Source organism: Thermaerobacillus caldiproteolyticus (assembly GCF_015326725.1).
GTDB lineage: Bacteria > Bacillota > Bacilli > Bacillales > Anoxybacillaceae > Thermaerobacillus > Thermaerobacillus caldiproteolyticus.
In genome coordinates this window covers 1,269,020-1,283,039 of record NZ_CP064060.1, presented here as the reverse complement: position 1 = coordinate 1,283,039, position 14,020 = coordinate 1,269,020, and the positions used below count along the sequence as shown (strand labels likewise).

At 37.2% G+C, this 14,020-nt stretch carries 13 protein-coding genes and 2 pseudogenes; 12 read left to right on the top strand and 3 right to left on the bottom strand.

All coding sequences use genetic code 11. The features are described from left to right. The 6 genes from ISX45_RS06270 to ISX45_RS06245 all read left to right on the top strand — a co-directional run bounded on the left by ISX45_RS06270 (position 1) and on the right by ISX45_RS06245 (position 5,784). Entirely contained in the window at positions 1–1,047 is a 1,047-nt protein-coding gene (locus ISX45_RS06270; RefSeq protein WP_194520281.1) for a PLP-dependent cysteine synthase family protein, read from the top strand. A 364-nt stretch (positions 1,048–1,411) separates the two neighbouring features. Next, positions 1,412–2,089, top strand: coding sequence for an orotate phosphoribosyltransferase (gene pyrE / locus ISX45_RS06265; protein ID WP_228485647.1), 678 nt, complete (start codon positions 1,412–1,414; stop codon positions 2,087–2,089). A gap of 85 nt (positions 2,090–2,174) precedes the next feature. Further along, positions 2,175–2,624 (top strand): DMT family transporter, encoded by a 450-nt coding sequence (locus ISX45_RS06260; protein WP_194520280.1) that lies wholly within the window; start codon positions 2,175–2,177, stop codon positions 2,622–2,624. A 103-nt stretch (positions 2,625–2,727) separates the two neighbouring features. Beyond that, complete coding sequence (locus tag ISX45_RS06255; RefSeq protein ID WP_194520279.1) at positions 2,728–3,816, top strand: quinone-dependent dihydroorotate dehydrogenase; 1,089 nt, start codon at positions 2,728–2,730, stop codon at positions 3,814–3,816. A gap of 631 nt (positions 3,817–4,447) precedes the next feature. Beyond that, a complete protein-coding gene (locus tag ISX45_RS06250) occupies positions 4,448–5,014 on the top strand; it encodes an LOG family protein (protein ID WP_194520278.1) in 567 nt (188 codons plus the stop codon). A 311-nt stretch (positions 5,015–5,325) separates the two neighbouring features. After that, positions 5,326–5,784 (top strand): GNAT family N-acetyltransferase, encoded by a 459-nt coding sequence (locus ISX45_RS06245; protein WP_194520277.1) that lies wholly within the window; start codon positions 5,326–5,328, stop codon positions 5,782–5,784. Positions 5,785–6,487: 703 nt separating this feature from the next. Here the strand turns inward: ISX45_RS06245 and ISX45_RS06240 are convergent. Next, positions 6,488–7,012: a class I SAM-dependent methyltransferase gene (locus ISX45_RS06240; RefSeq protein ID WP_194520276.1), complete on the bottom strand. Its 525-nt coding sequence runs from the start codon at positions 7,010–7,012 to the stop codon at positions 6,488–6,490. Positions 7,013–7,774: 762 nt separating this feature from the next. On the opposite strand from ISX45_RS06240, the gene ISX45_RS19505 reads away from it, so the two are divergent. Both ISX45_RS19505 and ISX45_RS19500 read left to right on the top strand, forming a co-directional pair. Next, positions 7,775–8,002, top strand: a complete 228-nt coding sequence (locus ISX45_RS19505) for a hypothetical protein (RefSeq protein ID WP_228485645.1) — start codon at positions 7,775–7,777, stop codon at positions 8,000–8,002. 92 nt (positions 8,003–8,094) lie between these two features. Next, entirely contained in the window at positions 8,095–8,388 is a 294-nt protein-coding gene (locus tag ISX45_RS19500) for a class I SAM-dependent methyltransferase (RefSeq protein WP_228485644.1), read from the top strand. 164 nt (positions 8,389–8,552) lie between these two features. On the opposite strand, the gene ISX45_RS20395 is transcribed toward ISX45_RS19500, so the two are convergent. Continuing rightward, the gene (locus tag ISX45_RS20395; protein WP_228485643.1) at positions 8,553–9,107 is read right to left on the bottom strand and encodes a DUF6803 family protein; all 555 of its coding nucleotides are present in this window, start codon (positions 9,105–9,107) and stop codon (positions 8,553–8,555) included. A gap of 744 nt (positions 9,108–9,851) precedes the next feature. Between ISX45_RS20395 and ISX45_RS06225 the strand changes: the two genes are divergently transcribed. Then, entirely contained in the window at positions 9,852–10,202 is a 351-nt protein-coding gene (locus ISX45_RS06225; protein WP_228485642.1) for a pyridoxal-dependent decarboxylase, read from the top strand. 826 nt (positions 10,203–11,028) lie between these two features. Here ISX45_RS06225 and ISX45_RS06220 read toward each other — a convergent pair. Next, positions 11,029–11,616, bottom strand: a complete 588-nt coding sequence (locus ISX45_RS06220) for a hypothetical protein (protein WP_228485641.1) — start codon at positions 11,614–11,616, stop codon at positions 11,029–11,031. A gap of 102 nt (positions 11,617–11,718) precedes the next feature. Here ISX45_RS06220 and ISX45_RS06215 point away from each other — a divergent pair, with 102 nt between their 5' ends. The 3 genes and pseudogenes from ISX45_RS06215 (at position 11,719) to istB (ending at position 13,830) form a co-directional block, all read left to right on the top strand. Beyond that, entirely contained in the window at positions 11,719–12,072 is a 354-nt protein-coding gene (locus ISX45_RS06215; protein ID WP_228485640.1) for a carcinine hydrolase/isopenicillin-N N-acyltransferase family protein, read from the top strand. Positions 12,073–12,166: 94 nt separating this feature from the next. Continuing rightward, a pseudogene (gene istA / locus ISX45_RS06210) lies at positions 12,167–13,078 on the top strand (IS21 family transposase); the annotation flags it as partial. Further along, a pseudogene (gene istB, locus ISX45_RS06205) lies at positions 13,075–13,830 on the top strand (IS21-like element IS5376 family helper ATPase IstB). The pseudogenes istA and istB, both read left to right, overlap by 4 nt. Positions 13,831–14,020 lie beyond the last annotated feature (190 nt).

Genomic DNA, 14,020 nt, shown 5'->3' with positions numbered 1-14,020 from the left:
TTGGTAATATATAACAATATTACAGAATGCATTGGATGTACACCTGTAGTAAGCCTAAACGATAAACTTATACCTAAGGGCAAAAAACTGTATTTAAAATTAGAATATTTCAATCCCAACTTTAGTGTGAAAGATAGAACAGCTCTCGGATTAGTTAAAGCGGCGCTTTTAGAAGGACGCTTGAAGCCGGGAGGAGTTCTAATTGAATCTACGTCAGGAAATCTAGGTAAATCCTTATCAATGCTGGGGGCTGTCTACAAATTTAAAGTGATTATAGTTGTAGATCCAAAGATTAGTCCCAGTCTCCTTAGATGGTACAGAGCTTATGGAGCTGAGATAGAAATGGTTACAGAGCCAGACAAAAACGGGGGGTACCAAACATCTAGGATAAAACGTGTGCAAGAGCTTCTTGAAAAGTATCCAGATGCTTACTGGCCTAATCAATATGATAATCCCCATAACCCTTCTTATCATTTTGAGACAACTGGACATGAAGTTCTGAACCTTCCAATTGATTCTGTCGTAGGAGCTGTTAGTACAGGAGGCCACCTTTGTGGTATTGGTAAATTAATCAAACACCAAAACAAGGATATACAAGTTATAGCTTGTGATGTAAAAGGCTCTGCTGTCTTTAATAACTGTTTTAGTCCATATCTTATTAATGGGGTGGGCTTAAGCTGGAGAAGTAAAAACACAGACTTGTCAGTAATTGATAAAATAGGCATTGCCAGTGATCAGGAAGCCATTTCTATCTGTCATATGTTAGCTAAAGATCATGGAATTATGATAGGTGGTTCGGGGGGGCTTTCTGTCTTCATAGCCTTATCTTGGCTTAGAAATAGTGATTCAAGAGCTACTTTAGCAATTATCCCAGACACAGGGATCAATTACTTAGATCAAATTTATGACCATGATTGGCTCGAGTCACAAGAAATAGAAATCATGAGTAGAGAAGATCTAAATAAGGCTATCAACGAAAGAAAGTTTATAACTGCTTCTGACTTACAGACAAAAGAAAGAAATAGTAGGACATCTGTAACAAGTTGATGAAGAAGAGCAATTGACACCTGGTCCACATCAAGATTGCTTTAAGCTATCTCCAGAGTGTTTAATTCAAGATAATAATTTAGCAAAACGCAAGATAAAAATCAAGCACTAAAAAATATAGGCTTTGCATGGAGTGGCGTGCATGGTAGGCTGGTTACCTCTGCGAACTCCTTTTGTGCTGCGGCCTTCGCAAAAAAATCCATGCACGCAGAGGCTCCATGCCAAGCCTTAATATATTGGTATATGGATTATATTAACTTTTATAGAACGTAGATGTTAAACTTTTTCATTGCCCTGCGCTTAAATTTTTAGTTGCAGAAAACACTCTAGATTTAAAACTTCCATAAGGACAAGGAGGTGAGTCATGATGATAAAAAATAACAAACAAGACTTTGTAAATTTTATATTTAATAAGGGAATAATTAAGTTCGGAAAGTTCAGACTAAAGTCGGGTAGGCAAAGCCCATACTTCTTTGATTTTGGTTCTTTTAATGACTCTTCGAAGATTATTTCCTTAGGTAATTTTTATGCTAACAGCATTATAGAAAACAAATTGGAATTTGATGTCATTTTTGGACCAGCTTACAAAGGAATCCCTATTTGTCTTTCCACTGTTATTGCCCTTTCTAACAATTATGACATAAATGTTAACTTTGCGTTTAATCGTAAAGAGAAAAAAGGTCATGGTGAAGGCGGAAACATTATTGGGGCTCCTATTAAAGGAAAACGGGTATTAGCTGTAGATGATGTATTAACTTCTGGAAAGACAATCAAAGAAACTAAGGAGATTGTCGAAGATCAAGGTGGGATACTTACCTCGTTCTTAGTTGCTCTAGATAGAAAAGAGAAAGCTGTTAATTCGCAGCTATCAGCTTTAGAACAAGCTGCTAAGACTTATAACGTAAATATTTATGCAGTAGCGAGTATATCTGACGTTATGGAATACATAAAGGAAACATATGGTGATTCTTATCCTTATTTCTCCTTGATTAAGAGTTACTTACAAGAGTATGGATGTGAGGACATAAAAAACATTAAGTAAATTAAGATTAATTATTGTGTTACAGGACTGGTGTGTATTTCTCATCAGTCCTTTGAATCTGTATTTGCAGAAAGGATGGTTTTAGATGTGGATTGTGTTCATTGTATTTGCCTTCTTAGCGGGGGTTGCACTTCCTTTTCAGTTTGGCATCAATGCTCAACTTCGAAATTTTATAGGATCCCCTTACCTAGCTGCGGTCGTGTCGTTTAGTGTTGGTGCACTAACATTGTCTATATTCTCTATATTTTCTATATTGATGACAAGTTTCAGCTTTAATCGCAATATTACTGAAGCGCCTTGGTGGATATGGATAGGTGGGGTTCTGGGAGCATTTTATGTGTTAGCTACAATTATCCTTATCCCCAGAATCGGTGCTGCTACTACAGTAGCATTTGTACTTACGGGTCAAATAATAGCCTCTATACTTATTGATCATTTTGGGTTGCTTAACGTACCTGAACATGCTTTATCTCTCCCGCGTATATTTGGAACATTATTAATTGTAGCAGGAGTGATCTTAGTTCAGAAATTCTAAGACGGTTAGTATTAATTAAGATTTTTATACTAGGTTGTAAAAGAATTTGTAGAGGATATGATACGCTATCATAAAGTTTCTTAGATTGAAAGGAGGCTGTAATATGTCCTATGCACTCTTTCGAAACCTGTTATTTAAAATGGATCCTGAGAAGGCACATATATTCACAATTTGGTTTTTAAAAATGATGCAATCAACTCCTTTATTAATGGAGCAATTTAGTAGAAAGGGAAAGTTTCATGATAGACGTCTACAAATAGACTGTCTAGGGCTCACATTTCCTAATCCTATTGGGTTAGCTGCGGGATTTGATAAACACGCAGAAGTTTATCCAGCTCTTTCCTCACTAGGCTTCGGTTCGATTGAAGTAGGGGCCATTACCCCAAAGCCACAAGAAGGTAATCCAAAACCTCGCTTGTACCGGCTACAAGAAGATAAAGCAATCATTAATCGCATGGGTTTCAATAGCCATGGGATTGAGGAAGCCAAAAAGCGGTTCAGAACTCTCCCACGACCAGAAATTCCGATAGGTATTAACTTAGGAAAAAACAAACTTACCCCGAATGAGAATGCAGCATTAGACTATATCAAGGGGCTAGAACAATTATATAACTGGGGGGATTACTTTGTCATTAACATAAGTTCACCCAATACTAAGGGGCTCAGGGATTTACAATCGTCGAATATGCTAGAGCCGTTGTTATCCTCAATTTTAACAAAAAGAAACGAACTAGCATCTAAGCATGGTTTTTATCGACCGATTGTTTTAAAGATTGCTCCTGACTTAAATAATAATCAATTGGAGGAGATCATTTCTGTTTGCCTTGATGTCAACATTGATGGAATCATTGCTACCAATACTACTGTCTCACGTGATGGTCTAACTTCGCCGCATAGGAATCAAACAGGGGGATTAAGCGGAAGACCTCTAGCAAAACGATCTACAGAAGTAATTTACCGCATTTTTCAGTTAACGAAGGGTAAGATCCCTATAATCGGTTCAGGTGGTGTGTTCAGTGGTCAAGATGCCTATGAAAAAATTAAGGCAGGAGCTTCTTTAATTCAGGTATACACAGGGATGATTTATAGAGGGCCTTTTATAGCTAACAAAATCAACCACGAGTTATTACAGCTCCTGAATAGAGACAAGCTTTCAAATATCAAAGAAGCAGTTGGTTTATCACATAATTAGGTAACCTTAAATATTAGGTAATCCAATGATGTGCGGGTAAAACGTTTGTGGAAGAAATCTCGATGTAACGAGATTGTCTCAAAAAATGTTTACATAAGCGTTCGCTTTTAGGCGACTCTTTTTTTTGCAAAAAATTAAGAACACCATTCCTATTGCTAAATGTTTTTTCTCCATTTCTGATCGATGTGTATGGATGTGATCCTCTCAATGATCTTGTGATGATCAACGAGAACGGGGCGCCAGGGATTACCCGTTGTCGGGAGTGCTTTGACCAATGAGGATGGTTCCAGATGGAACGCTTTCACGTGACCAAGGATTTACTGGTTCGTTGTCCCATATCATCCCTTGGCCTAATGAGACGAAGAAGGGAAGTTTACCGAGTTGAATAGAGCCGTCGTTACATTATACATTAGGGGATGAGGAGAAAAGGAGCGGCCGGCCTCACTTATGAGCCAGAAAGCTCTTACTTGACAGATTGAAAAATGATTTTATATCCTCTAATCATTAACTTTCTGGGATGAACGGTCTGAAAAAATTTCCATAAAGTCTTGACTTACTCTCCAATGCCGCTTAATATGTAGAGTGTTCCTGTAAGTAATTGGAATAATAATCAACGGGGAAGGTGAGAAAGATGAAATCCATTTGTGTATTTTGTGGTTCAAACTATGGGAATGACATGGAGTATAGGCAAGCAGCCAGAGAGCTTGGAAAGTTCCTTGCCAATAAAAAAATATCCCTGATTTACGGTGGAGGGAAGGCGGGGCTAATGGGGGAAATTGCAGATGCTGTCTTAAGCCATAAAGGCCATGTTATTGGGATCATACCTAAGTTTTTAAAAGATAAGGAACTAGCACATGAAAATATAAGTGAACTCTTTATTGTAGACACAATGCATACACGCAAAGCGAAAATGTATGAGTTAGCAGATGGATTTATTGTCATGCCTGGAGGTTATGGAACTTATGAAGAACTTTTTGAAGTGCTCTCTTGGTTGCAAATAGGCATACATAATAAGCCAATTGGTCTGCTTAATGTCAATGGTTTCTTCGATCCTCTCATAAAAATGTTAGAACATACTGTCGATAAAGGTTTTGCAAAGCCTGAAAATCTAAAGTTAATTATAAGTGCTGGCAATGTGGCTACTCTTTATCAATTGATGGAGAATTTCAAACCTAATTTGGTAAATAAATGGACATGATACCTCAGCTATAAGAATGATCCAATAACTAATTTCTGCAAAAAATCAGGTACATCTTGTGGTGGTGAACATTTATGGCTTCTTCGCCACAAAATGTACTTGGCCACAATTTTTTTATGATAATAAGATGGTACAAAAAACGTGAATTTCCTGTATGGTAAAGGTGCATCAGCCATGGGGAAATTTCGCATGCAGCGTGCAATGTTAGGTAAAATCCTATCTTGCTTCATGATTGGCTAACGGGACAGGTTAATTGAAGAAGGTGACCTCTAAATGTAAAATAAAGGGAAAAAGGTGATATGGTGATACGCATGTTTAAATTAGAGGACGCAGATTACATAATTAACTCATATTATGAGATATACAATAGAGAATACCAGTACGACTTATCTTTCCGGGATTTCATTGCAGAAAGTGTGAATGGTTTTATAAAAAGGTCTGATAGCAAAGAAAATATTTGGATTTTAGAAATTGAAGGAGAGCCAAAAGGTTCAATAAGTATTAAAAAAGTGAATGACAAAGTTGCTCAGTTAGGATTATTTCTTGTTGAACCTGATCTAAGAGGTTCTGGTTATGGAAAGCAATTGTTACAAACAGCAATTGCTTTTTGTAAAGAAAAAGGCTACCAGACTGTCATACTTTGGACAAATAGTGAACTTAAATCAGCAAGATGTATTTATGAGAAAAATGGATTCCAACTAAAAGAGACTCGAATCCGAAATTTGTCTAACAAAGAACTTATAGAAGAAAAATGGGAATTATCTATTTAGGTTAGAAAATGAATTTACTAATTCAACTGTCCCGAAAATTTGTGTTTTCATCATTTGTTGGTGTCATATCACGGCATGGAGGTCTATCATGAAAATTTCTAAACCCAAAATAGCAATACTAAATGCTCCTTGACTTAAGCCATAAGAACAGTATCGACATATATTTTACATTTTCATCCTTCTGATGGGGTTAACATAGATGCGATATGGTTGTCTCTCATGGAAGAACGAATGAACTCCCATCATCTATGGTGAAACTTGTTTCATGTTTGGCTAAGGGAAGGGTAGTTGAAGAATTATATTGGAAGAAGGAACTTTTGGTGCTAGAAACAGTTGTACCAATTACAACAGATAATTTGAAACAATGTATCGAATTAAAGTTTTTAATAGTGAGCCTTGGAATAAAAGTTAGACGTATGAAACTGCTAAAGAAAGGCTTACGGATTTGTTTCATGCTCCTAAATTTGCGGGATTTTTTGGAAAAACAATGAAACTCCAATTGGTTTCATAGCAGGAAACAGCAAAACAACATATCCAAGGAATAACTTTGTATTTGGAAGAATTAAGACCACCTATAAAAAGACGCTAATTAACTCCTAAATTATACTATTGTATCTTTTGTGGATTTGCCCAGATTAAATAAAGATATCCCAAGAACGCACGTTCATGCTTGTTAATTATCAAATTGGATTGCTTGACTATATTAAGATATCCCGATTTTGATGGCATCCAATAGCTTTAACGTAGCTTTAACGGCAAAATTATCAAGTTTCTTTTGGAGCCAAGCCAGTGCAGGGACAGAAAATAATCCATGCTCTATAAGTAATATCTGGCCATCTTCCTTACACCATTGATTAAAAAGATTTAGAACATGGACTGGATCTTCATAACTACATAAAGAACCCGATGATACAATGGTATCAAAGGAATTCTCAGGGAAGTTAAGACTTTCCACATCAGATATGATAAATTTAGCATTAATCCCATATTCTCTTGCTGCTTCTTTAGCTTGTTCAATCATTTGGGGGCTGAAATCTACACCTATGTACTCAATGTCTTTAGGATAAAAGGCGAAATTCATCCCCGCTCCAACAGCCACCTCTAGAGTTTTTCCTTTAACTGACTGGAAAATTTGCTTTCTCCATTTATTTTGTTCTTGTTTTTTACGTTTTTTTGCATATTTGGCAGCTTGTTTATTGAATTTTTGTATCAATTGCGTTTTCTCCATGAACCAATTACCTCCTGATCCTTATACTTATTACTACCTTTCAATACGGTATAATGAACGAATTGTTTCTATTTTTTATATATTTTTTGTTACACTCCGGAAATCGATAATGAAAATGTTCCTCCAAATGATATACAAAAGCTTCTTATTGTACCGGAATCTGTTTTTTGAAAAATTTCGTTAGTATTGTAAATCCGCGTTTTTCTGGCATTCCCTTTTATTGAGGTAACAGGTAGAGATAATGTAAAACGGCATCCCTTTTTCTCTTGTTCAGTACAAACTAGAAATCCAGAAGCAAACGGTAGCCATGATGGGTGATGGAATCAATGATGCCCTGGCACTTACGCAAGCAGATATCGGAAATGGCAATTGATGCCGATACGGATGTAGCCATTGAAGTGATATTACATTGGTAATGCAGGCGATTCAAAATGTGGGTGATACCTTCAACCAAAGGTATCCTTTTTTCATTATGCTAACAGACAGCATTAGTTGAAGAAGGAAAAGGGTAATATATGGCGTAGTATATCTTAAGGGTAAGATGGCTGGTTTAATTAAGCTGATTAACATTGATTGGATTGGCCGATCATGTGAAACGACAATTGTAATTAAAGAGGGGGAATATCGCAGATAAGGATTATAAATCCGATGCTATTCGAACTTCTCTTAGAGTAGCTTTTGATACTCTAAATTTACGTTAAGAAGTCTACCTTTTTATATATAGAAAACAATTTTTAGAATCCATTTTAGAGGAGGTTTTTAATGAGTCGATTCTTGATGAATTTATTCGGTCGGCCATCTGGTTTTTTAGGAAACATCGGTGGGAGGATTATGGCAGCTACCAATAAAGAAATCAACGAATGGACCGTGTCATTATTGGATATACGAAGCAATGATACGGTATTAGAGATTGGATTTGGTCCCGGAATCGCAGCTGAGAAGATAAGCAGCATCATTAAGGAGGGGATGTTCGTAGGAATTGACCCCTAAGAAGTAATGCTTTCACAAGCACAAAAAAGAAATGAGGCCGCTATACGGGAAGGAAGAGTAAAGCTACAGCTTGCGGCTATTGAGGATATCCTGTGTTTAACGAAACGTTTGATAAAATCTTTTCGATCAATTCGATTATATTCTGGGAGCAACCTATTGAACGATTAAAAGAGTTACGGAATTTGCTGAAGCCAAACGGGCTGATTGCAATTACACTCCAGCCTCGCTCCAAGGGTGCAACTAATGAAATGGCACGCCAAGAAGGGGAAAAATTAGTACAGTATCTCAAAGCGGCAGGGTTCACATCAATTCGACTTGAAGTGAAAAAAATGAAGCCGGTTTCAGCTGTATGTGCTATCGGTGTTAATCCATCGAGTGGCAAATAGTTTTATTTCCTTGGTCTTAGTGAAAATCCAGCTATAACTCACTCAATAATAAATTAGCTTTTCTAAGAAGTAAGAAACTAATTAAACAAAATGTGAATTAAATTGTTCCTTGATTGACATTTTATTTCTTACACAATCGAGAATTGTTTCTGCAATATGTTGAATTAGAAATGTGGGGAGGGTGGCCCAAAAGCAATCATTTTTGGGACACCCTCCTTTACTTTTACATATGCATATGATGGGAATGGTTGCCGCCAATCGATGGGTCGAGCATTCCAAAAATCATGGCAATATGGGCTATTACTAAAAATATACCAACGAAAGTGGAATGATATTTCAATTTTTGCTCCTCGCTCCATCTTCGCCCGACTATGGACTATGCCTAAATCGATTAGACTTAATCCCAATAATGGAAGGACTCCCATTAAATAAAATCCTACTGCAATGATATCAATCCATCCGCGCCACTCCCCATTCAATGTAAATAGAATGACGGCATTGACAAATAAGTAAATAAAAATTCCTAAAAAATAGACACCAGCAAGGATACTGCATATTTTGTTGACTTTACGGATCATTCCATCGAAACGTCGAGTAAAAAGAATGGCTAGCTCCGTTATCGCGATCGTTTCGGCAAGAGCAATGGGAATAGCCATAAATAATATTAAATTCCAAGGTTGATTCACTGCTAACAGTTCCATGTAATGCGTCATGTTCATCCAATCACCCCCTGTATTTGTTTACACATCTACTAACATTAATCACAATTTGTGCATTTTCTTTGGAAATTTTAAGAATGATTTGTGACAAGATTCACTGAATATAATTTTCTTTTGCCGCAGACGTAAATGAATAAATATATGATGAAGCAACGAGAAGCAGTGATATTGGTGTGATTACCTCCTAGATGCCCCGTATTAAACAACTTGGATATTGGACGACGGCTGCCTTGGTGGTGCCATCATACGTTCAAGCATGATATGTAGGGTTCACTTAATTAAGAACTTCGTAAACAAATGAAAGAGGATGGTTTCATTTGTTGGGTCCAAGATTGTATTAAAATTATTATTATATGGAAAGAAAGCAGTAATGGCAGGTGATGATAATCAATTATCCTTGAAAGTATTGGAATGGATTTTATACGAAATTCATTAGCGAGGCAGCACTAGTTCGAAAAAGGGTTAAAACGATTTGTTTAGAATATATTTCTTATAAATTTTTGTGTTGGGGGGGAGATTGGCAAAACATTGGAGTGAGGAAGAACAGATTCATCTGCTTAACTTCATTCCTTCTTACCGTCTTAGCTATGTATTTTGGATGAAGTGCAGAATGTTTTTAAGTTGGAATTTGTACTCCGTATGTGGAGAATGATGTTTCACTAACGAGAGGCGTTAAATAAAAGCAAGGCAATGTTTGAATGGCGGTAAGTCATAAATTTGTAACAACAATGCCTTAATAACAACATGCTGAGTCTTGAAATGTCTCCTGTATTTTCCCAAATGGAAGTGCAAGTGCTGCGGAACATTGCCCGAATGTTTGGTTACGATGAACAGAGTGGGGGAGTAATGGTAAGCGGCGGAAGTCTTGCAAATTTACAAGCTCTTGCAGTGGCGCGTAATCACTGCTTTTCAGTTAAAGAGGAAGGATTAACTAGGTTAATGGAACAACCAGTTATCTTGGCTTCAGAAGCTAGCCACACTTCCCTTCATAAAGCTGCAATGTTACTTGGTTTAGGAACATCTAGTGTAATCGCGGTTAAAACTAATCAAAATTCTCAGATGGATACTTCAGATTTAGAGAAAAAGAAAGATTAATAAAATGATTGAAGAAGGAAAAGCAGGAGGGATTTGATGACTAGTGATTTAGAAAGATCCAAGGTGATTCAACTCTTTGAGTATTAGTATTTATTGGCAGTAAAAAGTGAGGAAAAAGCCGTTCCTTATTATTAACTTTTTCATATATTTGGATTGTTTTATTGTTAAAATCAACCTTCTCCCGCTTCAAATCAACAACTTTCTGTCTGTGCATTCCAGTCGCAGCAAGCAATTAAAAAGCAGATGATATCGCCAGCTTTAACATGGTGTATTGCAATGAGTTCTTAGGATGCCTACGAGGGAAGACGGTGTACCTTCTATATGTGCTGTATTAGCAGGCATATAGTGTCCTCCGTAAGGGACACTTTGGACATCCCTATATGGCTACTTCTCTTGTTGAACAGAGGAGGGCGGCTTGTTTCCTTTGAGCAACAACGGCCAAAGGAAACAAACAAGAATCCCCCACTTCCATTGTCCATTAGCCGGTAAGTGGGGGTAGTTCGATCCTTTTTGTACAGGAGGTGTTTGAATAATTAATGCGTTCCTAAAAACCCGTACATAAATAGAAAAGTAAAGATAAAGGTTAATACGGCACCTAGTATTGTTTGATTAAGTGTGTTTCCATTACTGTGTAAATTTTTTAAAAAGCTTGCTAAATTTAAAAACCACAAAACACCTATTATTGGTAAAACAAGTAAGTATATATATTCCATTTAAAGAACTCCCTTTTACTTGTTAAGTATAGATTAATACAAAAGTTATTAAAATATTTTAATTTTTATTCTTTTCTCTAACAAGATAACAAATGTAGGAAGTATAAGATCTACTAATAAGTTAGTGTTAAAGCGTAAGAAGCAGTATCTGAAGATGTTGGGGTTATTGATAATCCTGCTGGATATACTGATACACTAGGTTGACCGGAATATAATTTGTGTCCATATTGAATTTTAATATTAATTGTACCATTTTTTGATGTTGGTACATAAACATATTGTCCCATATATCCTTTGTGTAAAGTAAATTCTGTAGAGCTTCTTAAGTCAAATTCACCAGCAACTCCAGCATTTGGTTCCCAATCACTAGGAGTGTAATCAATTGCATAATCTACCCAGTTCCCATTACCTTGTGGATCTTGACTATATCTATGTTGATGTTGTGTTACTGATCCATTACTAGTTGGAAGATAAAATCCTGCACTCGAAGGAAAACAGAAAGTCATTTTATCAACAAGTTCGTAAAAAGGTGATTTCAGCCATTGAAAATTAGCGTAGATATAAAATTTATCGTTGTTTGCCCGATCAGAGGTTACTTTATAAACTGTACCCCATAATTTCATCGTGGAGGAAGAAATTGTACCCATCGTTGTGAAATCACCAGAATTATTCCCTTCATCTTCAAACGAAATAAAAAACATGAATATTTTCCCTTATTTTAATATTCAGTTATCAAATTTAAAATAGTTATAAGTATTTCTATCAAATATGATTTAGCATATCCTTAATAGGATGAGTTTTTATTGGAAATAGGTATTTCGTTTGAACTCGATGAAACAGAAGAGTTGAAACAAAAAAATAGAGTAGAGATACAAGGATCTGTTCAACGTAAACAATATCTTCAAGCATTATTGAAGGAGAACCTAGATCCTTTGTCTGCTTTTCATCACTTTAATAACGAAAAATCACCTTTATTTTTCAATGATTATAAAAATTATTTTGGCACGTTGCATACGGTCTTATATTTGCCAAAGGATTTGAACGTCATTATTGGTGTAGGAAAAAATGGTGATCCTTTTATCTTTTCTTTTAAAGAATGGTTACAGGGGACATTGAATCTCTCAAAAACGATATGTGGAACAATTGAACAAGCCTGATGGTTTAAGTCTCAGTAATTTTCTTAATTGACCAATATTTTCCTCAAAAATCAAGGAGCATTTAGTCCTATCTCTAGTACTTTGCCTTAAATAATTAAAACCTTTCCGGGAGACGGCGAAAAAGAAATACACCGTTCGTTATGAAACGATTCCTGATGAACAAATGCAAGTCGATTGGAAAGAAGTCGGGGAGGTGGTAATCAAAGGGAGAAAAGTCAAGTTATCGCTATTTGTGGCCACATTAGGCTATTCGCGGATGAAATACGCGGTATTTACGACCAGCTAGGACCAGGAACACTTAATGGAATGCCTGATTCAGAGTTTCCAATACTTTGGCGGAGTTCCGAAGAAGGTGTTATTGGACAATATGAAGACCGTTACAGACGGCGGGGAACGAGGAGTGGTGAAATGGAATCAACGGTTTTCCGAATTTGCGGGTTACTACGGATTTATTCCAAAAGTATGCCGGCCCTACCGGGCCCAGACAAAAGGAAAAGTGGAACGAGCCATTCAGTATATTATGGATCACTTCTATGTAGGTACATCCTTTGAAAGCATCGAAGAATTAAATTTCCTTTTACATCGCTGGCTCGATCAAGTGGCGAATCGGAAACCAAACGCTACAACCGGCATTCCTCCACAAGAACGTTGGGCCGAGGAGTCACTCAAACCTCTTCCGTGGAACGATTACGATACGAGCTATCTTTCCTATCGGAAAGTGCATTGGGATGGCAGTTTCTCGTATAAAGGGGAACAATGGCTTCTATCGGCGGAGTACGCGGGGAAAGAAATTCTGGTGAAGGAGCGATTGAATGGAGATATTCGGTTGTACTATCGAGGGGAGGAGATTTCTTACTTGAACCAACAGAAAAAAGTAATGGCATTCGCCGAAAAAATAAAAAAGAAACAGATGGAAATGGCGGCCACCATTTCGCCTGTTTCAGTCGAAGTGGATACTCGTCCATTGTCCGTTTATGACGCATTCCTGCGAGGGGAAAGCTCATGAAAGAACGAATACACGAGTATTGCCACCGACTCCATTTGCCTGTCATGACGGAACGATGGTCCGCCATGGCAGAATACGCAGCTACTCATAATATATCATATTCGGAGTTTTTATTCCGCTTATTAGAGGCAGAAATCGTCGAAAAACAGGAACGATCGATCCAAACGCTCATCAAGCTGTCCAAACTGCCATATCGCAAGACGATCGATACGTTTGATTTTACCGCATAGCCTTCAGTGGAGGAGCGCCGGATTCGAGAGCTGCTTACCTTGTCGTTTATTGATCGCAAGGAGAATATTCTTTTTCTCGGTCCGCCGGGGATTGGAAAGACACACTTGGCGATTTCGATTGGAATGGAGACGATCGCAAGAGGATATAAAACGTATTTTATTACCGCCCATGATTTGATCACTCAGTTAAGAAGAGCCGACCAGGAAGGTAAGTTGGAAAAAAAGCTTCGGGTCTTTGTAAAACCAACGATTCTGATTATTGATGAAATGGGGGACTTAAAACTGAACCCGAACAGCGCTCATTACTTATTTCAAGTGATCGCCCGACGGTATGAACATGCTCCGATTATCCTCACCTCCAATAAAAGCTTTGGGGAATGGGGAGAAATCATGGGAGATTCGGTTCTAGCGACAGCGATGTTAGATCGATTACTGCATCATTCCATCATTTTCAACTTAAAGGGGGAAAGCTATCGATTACGGGAAAAGAGGCTCCAACAAGAAAAGCAGAAGGATCCATGAGGTCCTTCTGTGGGGAATTTTAAACCGGCGATTTTGAGGAAAAAATAATCGGCCTTGACAGCAAGCAAGCAGAAAGAACAAAAAGAACAATAGACTCACCTAATTCGAAATAAGTATATAAAGGGCCTGTAAGATTATTTACAGCAGTTCCCTCTGTCAGAAAAAAGTTATATTCTGCCGTTTTTTAAAA

Excerpts from the sequence above, each read along its gene's own strand:
- ISX45_RS06250 (WP_194520278.1), top strand. The coding sequence starts at position 4,448 with ATGAAATCCATTTGTGTATTTTGTGGTTCAAACTATGGGAATGACATG.
- ISX45_RS06260 (WP_194520280.1), top strand. The coding sequence starts at position 2,175 with ATGTGGATTGTGTTCATTGTATTTGCCTTCTTAGCGGGGGTTGCACTT.
- ISX45_RS06240 (WP_194520276.1), bottom strand. The coding sequence starts at position 7,012 with ATGGAGAAAACGCAATTGATACAAAAATTCAATAAACAAGCTGCCAAA.
- ISX45_RS06220 (WP_228485641.1), bottom strand. The coding sequence starts at position 11,616 with ATGTTTTTTATTTCGTTTGAAGATGAAGGGAATAATTCTGGTGATTTC.
- ISX45_RS06245 (WP_194520277.1), top strand. The coding sequence starts at position 5,326 with ATGTTTAAATTAGAGGACGCAGATTACATAATTAACTCATATTATGAG.
- ISX45_RS20395 (WP_228485643.1), bottom strand. The coding sequence starts at position 9,107 with ATGAACATGACGCATTACATGGAACTGTTAGCAGTGAATCAACCTTGG.
- ISX45_RS19505 (WP_228485645.1), top strand. The coding sequence starts at position 7,775 with ATGAGTCGATTCTTGATGAATTTATTCGGTCGGCCATCTGGTTTTTTA.
- ISX45_RS06255 (WP_194520279.1), top strand. The coding sequence starts at position 2,728 with ATGTCCTATGCACTCTTTCGAAACCTGTTATTTAAAATGGATCCTGAG.
- pyrE (WP_228485647.1), top strand. The coding sequence starts at position 1,412 with ATGATGATAAAAAATAACAAACAAGACTTTGTAAATTTTATATTTAAT.
- ISX45_RS06225 (WP_228485642.1), top strand. The coding sequence starts at position 9,852 with ATGCTGAGTCTTGAAATGTCTCCTGTATTTTCCCAAATGGAAGTGCAA.